The following is a 12,843-nucleotide window of genomic DNA, read 5'->3' as shown; positions in this document are numbered from 1 at the left end:
GAGCAGGCTCACCGCGCGTTCAAGCGGGCGCGGGCAAAGCTCCGTCCATCGAAGACACGGAGAGATCATGATGACCCGGAATTTCACGCGCGCAGCCCTCGGCGTCCTGATGGTCGCAGCGACCACCGCCCCCGTTTTCGCGCAGGCCCGTGACGGCGGACGGCCCGAGGGGCGTTACGACATGAGCCGCGCCCCCTGGTCGCGTCCCGGCTATCGTCTGGAAGGCGCAGGCGTGCCGGTGCTCTTCCCCGAACTGCGCAATACGCGGCGCGGCATCGCGTTCGTGATGCCGAACTTCGACGCGAACGGCGATGGTCGGATCAGCCCGCGGGAGGCCGACGACGCCAACCGCGAATTCGCGCGCATCGCCGGCCCCCGCCGCGACCGGTTCGACTGGGATGCGTATGGCCGTGACCCGCGCGGCTATCGCGGTGACCGCGGCGGCACGACGATCGTCGAGACCACCACGACGTGGGACCGAGGCGCGATGCGCAACTATGGCTTCCGCCAGACCCCGCGCGGCGCGACGCTGACGCTGCAGGAGGACGTGCTGTTCCGCACCGACAGCGACGTGCTGCGTCCCGGCGCGATCGAGAAGCTGCGTCCGCTCGCCCGCTATTTGCGCGGCAACCCCGGCGTCCGCGTGGCCATCGACGGCTTCACGGACTCGCGCGGGACGGACGCGCACAACCAGGACCTGTCCGAACGTCGCGCGGCGAGCGTCCGCCAGGCGTTCTACGACATGGACGTCGTCCGCGCGCGCTTCAGCGTCGTCGGCCACGGCGAGAACCAGCCCGTCGCAACCAACGCGACTCCGGCCGGCATGCGCCTGAACCGCCGCGTCGAAGTTACCCTGCTAGGCCAACGCGCCGACCGCTTCTGAAGACCGTCTCCCTCGCCCCTCCGGGGAGAGGGAAGGGGCCCGCCGCGCTTGCGGTGGGAAGGGTGAGGGGGAGTGAGGCTCGGGCGCGCACCCCAACTCCCCCTCACCCTTCCGTCGCTTCCTGCTCCTCCCTCCCTCTCCCCAAGGGGAGAGGGACACGCCTGCACCACCCCGGCGAAGGCCGGGGTCTAATTGGGGGACATTGCTGACCGGGCGCAGTTCGTCGTTACTACGACCTTGCCAATTGGACCCCGGCCTTCGCCGGGGCGGTGCTAGGGCAAGCCGCTGTCCTACACAGCCAGACCCTGTCACCATCCCCGCATGGCGCTCCGAACCTCCTCGAAACCAACCCGCCCGGCACCCGAAGTGCACACTCGCCGCAAAACGCTCCCAGCGTCTGCACTTCCTATACTTCACTCGCCGGCGCCCCAGCCCCTACAGGCCATTTCGCTTCCGTTTCGGCCCCCGAATGCCTATATACTCGGCATGGCATCCAACCCCGAAACCAACAATCCCAACCTCCCGAACATGGGCGACTATGGCGCGGACTCGATCAAGGTCCTGAAGGGCCTCGACGCGGTCCGCAAACGCCCCGGCATGTACATCGGCGACACCGACGACGGGTCCGGCCTCCACCACATGGTGTTCGAGGTCAGCGACAACGCGATCGACGAGGCGCTGGCGGGGCATTGCGACCGGATCGACATAGTCCTCAACGCCGACGGATCGGTCTCCGTCACCGACAACGGCCGTGGCATCCCGACCGGCATCCACACCGAGGAAGGCGTGTCCGCAGCCGAGGTCATCATGACCCAGCTCCACGCCGGCGGTAAGTTCGAGAACACCTCGGACGAGAACGCCTACAAGGTCTCGGGTGGCCTCCACGGCGTCGGCGTCTCGGTCGTCAACGCGCTCAGCGAATGGCTCGACCTGACGATCTGGCGCAACGGCGAGGAGCATTACATGCGCTTCGCGTTCGGTGACGCGGTCGCGCCGTTGAAGGTCGTCGGCCCCGCCACCGAAGGCCAGAAGGGAACGCGCGTCACCTTCTTCCCGTCGCCCGCCACCTTCAAGATCACCGATTTCGACTTCGACAAGCTCGAGCATCGCTATCGCGAGCTCGCCTTCCTCAACTCGGGCGTCCGCCTGTTCCTGAGCGACGCGCGCAGCGAAGAGCGCAAGACCGTCGAGCTCTATTACGAGGGCGGGATCGCCGCGTTCGTGAAGTATCTCGACCGCGCCAAGCTCCCGCTGATGCCCGAGCCCGTCGCGATCAGCGGCACGCGCGACGACGTCACGATGGACGTCGCGCTCCAGTGGAACGACTCGTATTACGAGAACGTCCTCGCCTTCACGAACAACATTCCGCAGCGAGACGGCGGTACGCACATGGCCGCGTTCCGCGCCGCGCTGACCCGCACGCTCAACAACTATGCTGAGAAATCGGGCATGTTGAAGAAGGAAAAGGTCCAGCTCACCGGCGAGGACATGCGCGAAGGCCTGACCGCGATCGTCTCGGTCAAGCTGCCCGATCCGAAGTTCAGCAGCCAGACCAAGGACAAGCTCGTCTCGTCCGAAGTCCGCCAGCCTCTGGAAAGCCTGATGGCCGACAAGATGGCCGAGTGGCTCGAGGAAAACCCCGCACACGGCAAGGCGATCGTCGCCAAGATCATCGACGCCGCCGCCGCCCGCGAAGCCGCCAAGCGCGCGCGCGAACTGACGCGCCGCAAGGGCGTGATGGACATCGCCTCGCTGCCCGGCAAGCTCGCCGACTGCCAGGAGCGCGATCCCGCCAAGTCCGAACTGTTCCTGGTCGAGGGTGACTCGGCAGGCGGCTCGGCAAAGCAGGGCCGTGATCGCCATTTCCAGGCGATCCTTCCGTTGCGCGGCAAAATCCTCAACACCGAGCGCGCGCGCGAGGACCGGATGCTGTCGAGCCGCGAGATCGGCACGCTCATCACCGCGATGGGCACCGGCATCCGCGACGACTTCAACGCAGACAAGCTGCGTTACCACAAGATCGTCATTATGACCGACGCAGACGTCGACGGCGCGCACATCCGGACGTTGTTGCTGACGCTGTTCTACCGTCACATGCCCAAGATCATCGAGGGCGGGTACCTCTACATCGCCCAGCCGCCGCTGTATAAAGCGACCAAGGGCCGGTCCGAGGTGTACCTGAAGGACGACGCGGCGCTCGACGAATATCTGGTCGATGCTGGCGTCAATACGATGGTACTCGACGGCCCCGGCGGCGGTCGTTCGGGGCGCGACCTGAAGGATCTGGTCGATCACGCGCGCCGGATGCGGACGCTGATGCGCTACGTTCCCAAGCGCTATGATGCCGGGATGATCGAGGCACTCGCGCTCGGCGGCGTGTTCGATCCGGAAGCGTCGGTCGAGGACCGCACCTCGCGTCTGGAGATCGTCACGCGTCGTCTCGAACTCGACGACGGCGATGCCCGCTGGACCGCGGTGCTGACCGAAGACGGTGGCATCCATTTTCAGCGTGCATGGCGTGGCGTCACCGATCACCACATCATCGAGGCCAGCTTCCTGGTCTCGGCCGAGGCGCGCAAGCTTCACGCGCTGTCGGGCGAGCACGCCGAGAGCTACGCCCACACCTCGAACCTCGTCCCCGCGAGCAAGGCCTCGCAGGCCGAAGAGCCTGAGGCCGAGGAGGGCGCGGAAACCGGTGCCGGCGTGATCGGCTCCGCCACCGTCGTCGCGACACGCGGCTCGACGCAGGTCTCGCGTCCGAGCCACCTGCTCGACGCGATCCTGACCGCGGGGCGCAAGGGTCTCGCGATCCAGCGCTACAAGGGCTTGGGCGAGATGAACGCGGAACAGCTCTGGGAAACCACGCTCGACCCGTCGGTCCGCTCGATGCTCCGCGTCACCGCGGTCAACGCCGAGAGCGCGAACGAGATCTTCACCCAGCTGATGGGCGAAGTCGTCGAACCCCGCCGCGAGTTCATCCAGGACAACGCGCTCAACGTCGCCAACCTAGACGTCTGAGACGATACAGCGCGGACCGTCGCAAGGCGGTCCGCGCGCAGGGTGGGACTTGCGTTGGTTGTGGATCGTTCCAACCCCGTCATCCTGACGAAAGCCAGGATCCAGGGCCAGGAACGTAGCCGCCCGCTACTCGAAATTCCGACTTTCGTCAGAATGACGGGGTTGGATGGAAGATCTATTCCACGACAAGCAACCGCCGAACGCTAACGGCGGTGCCCGGCGAAACGCTCTTAGTTGAGCGTCGTCATTTCCACGGGCTTGCCCTTGGTGGTCGGGTTCGACGCATTCGCCTTGGGGGCTTTTTCGGCCTTGGGTTTGCGAACTTCCTTGCTCGATTTCTTCTGGCTCTTGGCCATGACCACACCTCATGGGGCGGAAGGCCCCACGGCGATGCTACACCTTTCGCCGGCGATACACCCGTCTTATCGCGGGCCCGACGCAAGCAGGTCGAGCGTCGCCCGGTCGTCTTCGCCCCCGAAGAACCGGTCGAGCGCAGCGCGAAACGGCGAAGGATCGTCGGCAACGGCAGCGAACAGCGTCATCGACGACCGCAACTTCACCGCGTCGATACCGCCCAGGATCGCGTCGGCGGATCCCGCCGCAGCCGCCACCGCCTGCGCAACCTCGATCAGTCGCGGCCCGAGCACGGGATGCGCGAGATACGCCCGAGCCTCGTCCGCGCCGGCAATCGCATAGGTCCGGGCCATCTCGCTCTGCCCCAGCCCAGCGATCTGCGGGAAGATAAACCACATCCAGTGACTCCGTTTGCGGCCCGCGCGCAATTCGGCCAGCGCCTGCGGATACACGCCGTCCTGCGCGGCGACGAAGCGGTCGAGATCATGCGTCATCATCGCCACATGGTCGGGCCATTCGGTCCCCGCAACCCTAATGCCTGCCGGTACGTTGCACCCGTAACGATCGAGGAAATGCCATGAAGACGATGATCACCGTTGCGCTTCTTGCCGCACCCTTGTTGCTCGGTGCGTGCGGGAAGAAAGACGATCCTACGAACACCGCCGCTCCAAGCGGGTTCACGCCCCCCGAAACGCGCGCGCCGACGCCGATCGCCGGACAGGCGCAGACCACGCCGATCACCGCCTATGTCGGCAAATATCCGCATGATGCCGTCGGTGGGGTCGATTTCTTCGACCGCACCGATGTCGCTACCGGCCTGGTCCATGCGGTCGGCGATGCGAAGCTGCGCGAGATGATCCGTGGGCGTACGGGGCCGGAGACGCCGATCTTCACGCTGGGCAACCGCGTCGCCGCATGGGGCTGCGAACAGCATAATTGCGGCGATCACAACTGGGCCGTGCTCGTCGATCCGAAGGGCGGCAAGACCGAAGTCTGCTACCACGACGCGACGACGATGGGCACGCGTAGCGACTGGTACGACGGTGCCGCGCCCGCCCGCCGCGACGCCGCCTGCCCCTCGCAAGGATAAGCCATGCTCGAACACATTCCCGCCTGGCTCGGCGCCGCGATGAGCGGTCTGCGTGCCGGAGCCGACAAGCTCGCCATCGTTCAGTTGGGCAGCGATTTCGCAACGCTCGACCTGACCAGTCCCGCCTTCGCGCATGAAAGCCGCCTGCCGCCACGCTTCACCGCGGATGCGGAAGCCGGCGAGGGCGTATCGCCGCCATTGGTCTGGAGCACGCCACCGACTGGAACCCAGCGCATGGTGCTCGTCGTGGAGGATCCCGATGCCCCGGCACCGCAACCTCTTGTCCATGCGATCGTCTGGGGTCTCGAAGCCGATGCGGTACGGCTGGCGGAGGGTGCGATCGTCGCGGACGGCGCTGGCGACGATACCGGCGGCCGTGATGTCGGACGCAACTCTTATCTGCGCGAAGGCTGGCTGCCGCCAGATCCTCCGCGTGGGCATGGCGAGCACCGCTATGCATTCCAGCTTTTCGCGATCGGCGCGGGGGCAGGGGATCCCGGTTCGACGCCGGGTCGCTCTGCGGTGATCGACGCCATTACCGGTCACGTCCTGGCGGCGGGGCTGTTGATCGGGACCTATTCGCGGGAAGAAGATGCACCGGTCGGACCGGTGGGGATAGGCGCGCCTGCCTGATCTAGCAGTGAAGCCTGGTCCGTCATTGGGCAACGGCCCGGATCGTCAGGCCAGCACGCTGCCGGTATGTGACACGATCAACAGGATCGTGGTCGAGAAGGCGGCGAGGGCGATGATGATGCTGCGGTTCATGGCGATGCTCCTTGGCGCAGCGGTTAGGCGATCGGGATGATTGGCGTGGCGGCGCTGACGGCGATCGCGGCAAAGAAGAGCGCGCCGACGAACGAGAGAGCGATACGCTGGGCGGTTTCGAAACGGAGCGACATGGGAAATTCCTTCGACTGGTGGGTGCCGGACCATCCAGCCTCCCATGTCGAATGAGTTGCATGCGCCGTGCCAGTTTTTTAACGCGTTGATCTAGCTAGAATCTTTAGATCGCCCACCAAGGAGTTGGGAAAACGCGCCATGTCAGCGCGGTAAATCGCACCAACTTCCAGGATCAGGCCGCGCAAACCTGATCGCGACCGCGTTCCTTGGCGGTATACAGCAGCCGATCGGCGCGCTCGAACGCGGTTTCGGCGGGTTCATCGGCGTGGATCGCGGTGATGCCCGCCGAAAACGTGATCGTCCCCAGCGCCGTATCCGTCTCGCGATTGCGATACCGTTTTTGCGCGACCGTCTGGCGAACCGTATCGAGCAGCTCGGCAGCGTGGGACAGGCTCACGCCGCTCAGCAGCACCGCGAACTCCTCGCCGCCATGACGGACGACGAGATGTGGCGCGCATTCGGTCGCCATCGCCTGGCCGATCGCGATCAGCACGCGGTCGCCGACGCCGTGGCCATGCAAATCGTTGACGTGCTTGAAGCGATCGATGTCGCATACCGCCAGGCAGTAAGGCCCCGCGCTCGGATCGCGCCCGGCGAAGGCTTCCTCGAACGCACGGCGGTTGGGCAGGCCGGTCAGGACGTCGCGCCGTGCCGTATCGCGCGCTTCGGCGAGTTTGGCGCGTAAGGCATCGGTCTCCGCGGTTGCCTCGGCCAGTCGGACTTCGCTGTCATGGATGCGCGCGATCATCGAGCTGGTGATCCGGGTGATCTCGTCGATCTCCGCCATCTGCGTGATCGAGGCCGCGCTTCTGGCCAGATCGCGCCCGAATCCGGATGTTTCGGCCTGCATCGTCCGCATCATCTGCGCGAAGTCGTCGACCTGTTGCTGTGTCTCGATGACCAGTGCATCGGCCGTATCGGTATTGGCGTCGGACGTCGCCGCGCGGCGTTTTCGGACGGTTGGCGGGCCGTCCGCGACACGCCCCGCGAGTCGTTCGATGTCATGTGCCCTCAACCGAACACCGTGCGCCGTCAGCCGCGACACGGTCTTGGCCAACGGTCCGGTGGGGGCGGACAGCACTGCAAACGCGAACGCGTAATGCGCGGGATCGGGGCTAAGCCCATGTTCGGCCAGGAAACTACCGATGCGCTCGAACAGCGTGCTGTCCGGCGATGATTCGATCACTGGCCTGGCCGCCCGCGCATTCCGCATGTCACTCTCCGCCTCTCGATCTAAATCAATAGACCCAAAAGCGTTAGGATAGCGTCACTGACCGGCAATTATTTGCCGGCCGTTGTAATTATCTACCGATTTACCGCCCCGTGAGCTTCTGAACGGCGGCGAGAGTGGTCGCGACGTGCTCGGCGGGGTTCATGTCGTCGTGCACGAATGCGACTCGGCCGTCCTTCGCGATGACGTAGCTGGTGCGCTTGGTGATATCGCGGCCCGCGATCTGCTTGCCGAGCGCTACGTCGTAGCCCTTGACCACGTTCGGTCCGGCGCTGGCGACCGCGAACTTGCCCGCGCACTTCTCGGCCGAGAACTTGCTGAGCGTCTCGACGTTGTCGGCCGACATGCCGATCACCGTGCCGCCTGCCTTGGTGAACGCCGGGATCGCTTCGGCAAACGCGTGCGCCTCGGCGTTGCAGCCGCCGGTGTACGCCGCCGGGAAGAAGTAGAGCACGACCGGGCCCTTCTTCAGCTGCTCGGCGAGGTGGACGGTGAACACCTTGCCGGCGATCGCGCCGCGCGTGGTGAAATCCGGAGCTTTGGCGCCAGGAGCCAGTGCCGCCAGCGCAGGCGCCGCGACGAGGAGGGCGGCGGCGGTAGCAAGTGTCGAGACGAGGCGCATGGATGATACTCCGTTTAGATCGCAATGACCTACGCTGGCGTGATCGATCCGTCCATTGCCCGTGACGCTCGCGCTCGATAGGCTGGAAATATGCCAGTAACCCAAGCCGATATCGATCTCGCGCACCGCCTCGCGGATGCTGCGGGCCACGTCATCCGACCCTATTTCCGCCATGAGCACGGCGTTGAGATCAAGGATGACCAATCCCCCGTCACCCGTGCCGACCGCGAGGCCGAGACCGCAATGCGGCGCCTGCTCGACGCCGAACGCTCGGGCGACGGCATCGTCGGCGAGGAGTTTGGCGAGAAGTCGGGCGTCACCAACCGCAAATGGGTGCTCGATCCAATCGACGGCACGCGCAGCTTCACCGTCGGGCGCGCGATCTTCGGCACGCTGATCGCGCTTGTCGAGGATGGCTGGCCGGTGCTTGGCATTATCGACCAGCCGATCCAGCGCGAACGCTGGGTCGGTGTCGCGGGGCGTCCGACGACGCTGAACGGCGTACCGGTCCGCACGCGGACCTGCCGCGAACTGGCAGGCTCGACGATCGCCACCACCAGCCCGCACCTCTTCGACGAGGTCGACGTCCCGCACTACTTGGCGCTGGTCGCGGCAATCTCGGGCGGCAACCCGCGGCAGGGGCCGGTGTATGGCGGCGACTGCTACAATTACGGTCTGCTCGCGAGCGGGCATCTCGACGTGGTTTGCGAGTCTGGCCTCAAGCTCTACGACTTCGCGGCGCTGGTACCGGTGGTCGAAGGGGCGGGCGGCCGCATGTGCGACTGGAACGGTGACCCGCTGACCGCGGACAGCGAAGGCCACGTGCTGGCGATCGGCGATCCGGCGAGAATGGACGACGTGCTCGAGGCGATGCACCTGTTGCAAGATGACGGGCACGCCCATGACGGCCATAACCACTGAGAAAGATGCCCCTGCCGCCTGCGGGAGGGGCTAGGGGAGGGCGCGACGTACGTACCGGCGACCGGCATGCGTTCAGCCCTACTCAACTCCGCGGGCGGGAGGGGGAACCAAAGGGCTGCATCGCAAACCGCAACCGACCCATCTCACCACCCACATCCGTCATCCCGGCGGACGCCGGGACCCACGGACACGCAACGCTGGCCGTCTACGCGCGCCCAACCGCTGGCGCCGGCGCCGCCTGACCCCAGAACGGGCGAGGTAGGGAAGGGAGCGTATTTACTCGCCCTCGCCGCGTTAGAAGATTCCCAGGAACTTCTTCTTCTGCCCCTTCTTCTCCGCGTCAGACGTCTTCCCGTCCTCGGCCTTGGCGGTCGTCCCATGCCCCACGTCATCGCGCGGCTGGCCCTTGGTAGTCCGCTGCGCCGCCGCCGTAGCCCCGGAGAGGACCGGCCCACACGCAGTGGACTTCGCATCCCCGACATCGACGAACGCCAGGATCCCCGCAACCGGCGTTGCGACCAGCGCCAGCCCAAGCCCGCTGCCGACCCGCGCAAGCAGATCCTTCGAAATTACGTTGAGCTTAGGCGCGGCGAACATTCCGCCGACCCCAACCGGCGATTGCCCCGCAAATAGGCTGAACTTCTTTGAATCTGCTCGGAACGCTAGGTCCACCGCCTCATTCCGGAAGCTGAACCCACCGCGGCCGACGATCACGTTCTTGCGCGTATCGATCAGGATCGGGTCCGCAGCGGCGACCCCGCCGCGCACGGTGAATCCGATCAGCCCGCAATTGATCTGTACCGGCTCGTCGAGCTTTCCTTGGAACATCCGCTGCGCAAACGTGCCGATGTCGAGTTCTGCGAGTTGCACGTTGCGCACCGAAAGCGCCCCCGACGGCAAAACGAACGCAATCCGCCCGCGCGACGACGCCAGCGAATCATGGATCGAGTCGCCACGCCCGTCGAGCTTGATGCGACCCTTGACGGTTCCGGTCGTCCCGGCCTCGGTCAGCCCATAGCCCTTGAGCAGCCGACCCAGCGGCGTCGGCGCAAGACGAATGTCGTAGGATACCGCGCTCGGCCGTGCGCGCGTGTCGAAGATGACGTCCGAGGCCACGTTGCCGCGTGCCATCGAGAAGGTCAGCGGGGACAGCGCCAGCCGCCCACGCTCCAGGTCGAGCGTTAGATCGATATCGGAGATCGGCAGGTTGCGCGACTTCACGACGCCGATCGTCCATTTCAGGTCGGCATCGAAGATCTGCATCGTCGCGACCGGCAGGTTACCGTCGGGCAACAGACGCTGGGGTGCGGCGCCCGTCGCGGCTGCCGCCGCGACAGCCCCCTTCGACTCGACGATGTCGGGATTGAAGCCGATGAACGGGGCCGCATCGATGATGTCCAGGCTCTTGGTCGTCAGCACCGAGTCGAGATGTATGCGCGCGCCGTTGACGATCGTCAGCTTGCCCGCGAGATCGGTCCGACCCGCAAAACCGCGCAAGTGCGTGAAGGCGTATTCGTCGCCCTGCTTGATCAGCTGGGCGCGCAGTTTGTAGGTCCGCGTGTTCGGGATCGCGACGTCGATCACGCCGAGCAGCGTCGACAGATTGGCGCCGCGCGCGGTCACGGCGAGCGGCACGTTCTCGACATCTGCGATGCTCGGCAGCGTCCCCGCGACGTCGATGATGTTCCCCGCCGCCCGAGCCCGCGCGACCAGCTTGTTCTGTCCGCGATTGGCGGTCGCGTCCGGCGACAGCAACTGCGCGGTCAGTGTGAACGGCGTCTCGCGCAGCCGCCCCTTGCCGGTCAGCCCCACAGCACGCCCGATCGTCGCGTCGACCGAGCGGATGTCAGCGACCTTGAGGTCTGCCAGCACGCGCATCCGCGGATCGAGATAGCGCACCGTGGTGCCGGTCACCGTCGCCACGTCGATCCGCGGGAACTCAAGCGGCTTGCCACCCTTCTTGTTCGAGAACGTCCAGGTGTTCGCCGAATGCGCCGCGTTCCACTCCAGATCGACGGCGCCGTTGACGAGATCGAGCCAGTAAAGCCGCCGCTTGCCGAAAATGAGCGACAGCGGCGCGATCCGCGTGTCGAGCTTGTCCGCCTGGAACAGGTTTGGCCTGCTCGCCCAGTCGGGGTTCGAGAGCGTGAAGTTCTCCGCGTACAGTTTGATGCGGAACGGCGCGAAATAGAGCTGGAAGTCGCCGCGCACGGTCAGCGTCCGGTGCGTCAGCGAGCCGACGACGCGCTCGAACGGATGCTTCAGGAAGCGCCCCTTGGTGATGTACAGCACCAGCCAGATCGCGACGATGACCGCGACGATTCCCAGCAGGATGTTGCGCAGTATCCGCCGCTTGCGACGTTTTTGCACGTCGACGGGTTCGGGTGCCGGGGAGGGGGCGTCGATCGGCTGCGTCGGGCTGGCGTCCATGCAAGCCCTATCGCATGGCTGCGGCGGCAGTTCCACAGCGGTTGATATTCCTAATTAATGCGGGTATCGGCCCCGCTTCCTCGAAGGGAACGCGTTCGACGAATCGCCCGGCCAGTGTGGGCTGCCGCGGCGATTTCAGCGTCCTCCTTCGTAACCGAAAGGATAAAAATGCCCAAGCTGAAGACCAAGAGCGGCGTCAAGAAACGCTTCAAGCTCACCGCCACCGGCCTGCTCAAGCACGGCGTCGCCGGCAAGCGTCACCGTCTGGCGCATCACAACGGCAAGTACATCCGTCAGAACCGCGGCACCAAGCTGCTGTCGAAGGCTGATACCGCAGCAGTGAAGGCCTGGGCGCCTTACGGCCTGCGTTGAGCTGAGAAGGAATTAGACAATGGCACGCGTAAAACGGGGTGTTACCACCCGCGCCAAGCACAAGCGTATTTTGGTTCAGGCGAAGGGCTATTATGGCCGTCGCAAGAACACCATCCGCATCGCCCGTCAGGCCGTCGAGAAGGCCGGACAGTACGCATATCGCGACCGCAAGGTTAAGAAGCGCACGTTCCGTGGCCTCTGGATCCAGCGCATCAACGCCGGCGTCCGCGCCGAGGGTCTGACGTATTCGCAGTTCATGCACGGCGTGAAGCTTGCAGGGATCGAACTGGACCGCAAGGTCCTGGCCGACATCGCCATGCACGAGGGCGCAGCATTCAGCGCCATCGTCGCCCAGGTGAAGGCGGCGCTTCCCCAGGCCGCGTAATTCGCGACTGAGGTGAGGTTTGGGAGGGCGTCGGTGGAAGACCACCGGCGCCCTTTCTGCGTGTGGGGTGCTGACCAATTTTGCCCCCCATCCTCAAACTCCGTTCCGCCCGCCCCCTATCCGTCATCCCGGCGAACGCCGGGACCCATGGTTACGGCGGACCCGGCGATAACGTGCTACCACCACCTGGCCCGCTACCGTGGGTCCCGGCGTCCGCCGGGATGACGGGGTTATAATCACGGATTTAAAAGATCCGGGACGCGGCGATCAGGGGAGCACGAAATGCGCGAAACCTTCCAGCCCTGCGTCTACATCCTCCACTCCCGCCGCCACGGCACGCTCTACATCGGCGTCACCTCAAACTTGCTCGCAAGGCTGGTTCAGCACCGAGAGGGGTTGATCCCCGGCTTCACTCGCCGGTACGGCATCAAGCGTCTCGCTTACTACGAGATGTTCGACACGATGGAGGCCGCGATCGTTCGCGAGAAGCGGCTGAAGGACTGGCGAAGAGCGTGGAAGATCGACCTGATCGAAGCGCGCAACGAGAATTGGGACGATCTGGGTATCGGCCTCGGGCTGCCCCGCCTGCCCGAACTACCCACCGAACCCGCCCTGGGAGTATGACGTGACGCAAGAC

Annotated in this window: 13 protein-coding genes; 8 read left to right on the top strand and 5 right to left on the bottom strand. The window is 65.4% G+C overall.

All coding sequences use genetic code 11. The features are described from left to right. The first annotated feature begins 67 nt into the window (after positions 1 to 67). Positions 68 to 883, top strand: coding sequence for an OmpA family protein (locus tag IFR23_RS14375; protein ID WP_244655696.1), 816 nt, complete (start codon positions 68 to 70; stop codon positions 881 to 883). Between the two features lie 486 nt (positions 884 to 1,369). Then, complete coding sequence (gene gyrB / locus IFR23_RS14370) at positions 1,370 to 3,901, top strand: DNA topoisomerase (ATP-hydrolyzing) subunit B (RefSeq protein WP_192976499.1); 2,532 nt, start codon at positions 1,370 to 1,372, stop codon at positions 3,899 to 3,901. A 230-nt stretch (positions 3,902 to 4,131) separates the two neighbouring features. Here gyrB and IFR23_RS20460 read toward each other — a convergent pair whose 3' ends face one another. Continuing rightward, complete coding sequence (locus IFR23_RS20460) at positions 4,132 to 4,257, bottom strand: hypothetical protein (RefSeq protein WP_259457500.1); 126 nt, start codon at positions 4,255 to 4,257, stop codon at positions 4,132 to 4,134. Positions 4,258 to 4,323: 66 nt separating this feature from the next. Beyond that, on the bottom strand, positions 4,324 to 4,749 hold the full coding sequence (locus IFR23_RS14365) for a DUF1810 domain-containing protein (protein WP_197978456.1): 426 nt from the start codon (positions 4,747 to 4,749) through the stop codon (positions 4,324 to 4,326). Between the two features lie 83 nt (positions 4,750 to 4,832). Between IFR23_RS14365 and IFR23_RS14360 the strand changes: the two genes are divergently transcribed. Further along, on the top strand, positions 4,833 to 5,345 hold the full coding sequence (locus IFR23_RS14360) for a hypothetical protein (RefSeq protein WP_192976497.1): 513 nt from the start codon (positions 4,833 to 4,835) through the stop codon (positions 5,343 to 5,345). 3 nt (positions 5,346 to 5,348) lie between these two features. After that, positions 5,349 to 5,978, top strand: a complete 630-nt coding sequence (locus tag IFR23_RS14355) for a YbhB/YbcL family Raf kinase inhibitor-like protein (protein ID WP_192976496.1) — start codon at positions 5,349 to 5,351, stop codon at positions 5,976 to 5,978. A gap of 439 nt (positions 5,979 to 6,417) precedes the next feature. On the opposite strand, the gene IFR23_RS14350 is transcribed toward IFR23_RS14355, so the two are convergent. Together IFR23_RS14350 and IFR23_RS14345 are read right to left on the bottom strand one after the other, a co-directional pair. Further along, a complete protein-coding gene (locus IFR23_RS14350) occupies positions 6,418 to 7,458 on the bottom strand; it encodes a GGDEF domain-containing protein (protein WP_192976495.1) in 1,041 nt (346 codons plus the stop codon). 100 nt (positions 7,459 to 7,558) lie between these two features. Continuing rightward, positions 7,559 to 8,098, bottom strand: a complete 540-nt coding sequence (locus IFR23_RS14345) for a peroxiredoxin (RefSeq protein WP_192976494.1) — start codon at positions 8,096 to 8,098, stop codon at positions 7,559 to 7,561. Between the two features lie 90 nt (positions 8,099 to 8,188). On the opposite strand from IFR23_RS14345, the gene IFR23_RS14340 reads away from it, so the two are divergent. Next, complete coding sequence (locus IFR23_RS14340) at positions 8,189 to 9,019, top strand: inositol monophosphatase family protein (RefSeq protein ID WP_192976493.1); 831 nt, start codon at positions 8,189 to 8,191, stop codon at positions 9,017 to 9,019. A gap of 294 nt (positions 9,020 to 9,313) precedes the next feature. On the opposite strand, the gene IFR23_RS14335 is transcribed toward IFR23_RS14340, so the two are convergent. Then, positions 9,314 to 11,449, bottom strand: coding sequence for an AsmA family protein (locus IFR23_RS14335; protein ID WP_192976492.1), 2,136 nt, complete (start codon positions 11,447 to 11,449; stop codon positions 9,314 to 9,316). A 168-nt stretch (positions 11,450 to 11,617) separates the two neighbouring features. Here IFR23_RS14335 and rpmI point away from each other — a divergent pair, with 168 nt between their 5' ends. From rpmI to IFR23_RS14320, 3 genes are all read left to right on the top strand, one after another. Beyond that, entirely contained in the window at positions 11,618 to 11,821 is a 204-nt protein-coding gene (gene rpmI / locus IFR23_RS14330; RefSeq protein WP_031395289.1) for a 50S ribosomal protein L35, read from the top strand. 19 nt (positions 11,822 to 11,840) lie between these two features. Then, entirely contained in the window at positions 11,841 to 12,206 is a 366-nt protein-coding gene (rplT, locus tag IFR23_RS14325; RefSeq protein ID WP_056054375.1) for a 50S ribosomal protein L20, read from the top strand. A gap of 282 nt (positions 12,207 to 12,488) precedes the next feature. Next, a complete protein-coding gene (locus tag IFR23_RS14320; protein ID WP_192976491.1) occupies positions 12,489 to 12,830 on the top strand; it encodes a GIY-YIG nuclease family protein in 342 nt (113 codons plus the stop codon). Positions 12,831 to 12,843: the final 13 nt, after the last annotated feature.

This window comes from Sphingomonas sp. CFBP 13603 (assembly GCF_014892665.1).
GTDB lineage: Bacteria > Pseudomonadota > Alphaproteobacteria > Sphingomonadales > Sphingomonadaceae > Sphingomonas.
Note: the sequence above shows the minus strand (reverse complement) of the source record. Positions and strands in the feature narration are given on the sequence as shown.

Coding starts and splice junctions, on each gene's coding strand:
- IFR23_RS14375 (WP_244655696.1), top strand. CDS start 68: ATGATGACCCGGAATTTCACGCGCGCAGCCCTCGGCGTCCTGATGGTC.
- gyrB (WP_192976499.1), top strand. CDS start 1,370: ATGGCATCCAACCCCGAAACCAACAATCCCAACCTCCCGAACATGGGC.
- IFR23_RS20460 (WP_259457500.1), bottom strand. CDS start 4,257: ATGGCCAAGAGCCAGAAGAAATCGAGCAAGGAAGTTCGCAAACCCAAG.
- IFR23_RS14365 (WP_197978456.1), bottom strand. CDS start 4,749: ATGACGCATGATCTCGACCGCTTCGTCGCCGCGCAGGACGGCGTGTAT.
- IFR23_RS14360 (WP_192976497.1), top strand. CDS start 4,833: ATGAAGACGATGATCACCGTTGCGCTTCTTGCCGCACCCTTGTTGCTC.
- IFR23_RS14355 (WP_192976496.1), top strand. CDS start 5,349: ATGCTCGAACACATTCCCGCCTGGCTCGGCGCCGCGATGAGCGGTCTG.
- IFR23_RS14350 (WP_192976495.1), bottom strand. CDS start 7,458: ATGCGGAATGCGCGGGCGGCCAGGCCAGTGATCGAATCATCGCCGGAC.
- IFR23_RS14345 (WP_192976494.1), bottom strand. CDS start 8,098: ATGCGCCTCGTCTCGACACTTGCTACCGCCGCCGCCCTCCTCGTCGCG.
- IFR23_RS14340 (WP_192976493.1), top strand. CDS start 8,189: ATGCCAGTAACCCAAGCCGATATCGATCTCGCGCACCGCCTCGCGGAT.
- IFR23_RS14335 (WP_192976492.1), bottom strand. CDS start 11,449: ATGGACGCCAGCCCGACGCAGCCGATCGACGCCCCCTCCCCGGCACCC.
- rpmI (WP_031395289.1), top strand. CDS start 11,618: ATGCCCAAGCTGAAGACCAAGAGCGGCGTCAAGAAACGCTTCAAGCTC.
- rplT (WP_056054375.1), top strand. CDS start 11,841: ATGGCACGCGTAAAACGGGGTGTTACCACCCGCGCCAAGCACAAGCGT.
- IFR23_RS14320 (WP_192976491.1), top strand. CDS start 12,489: ATGCGCGAAACCTTCCAGCCCTGCGTCTACATCCTCCACTCCCGCCGC.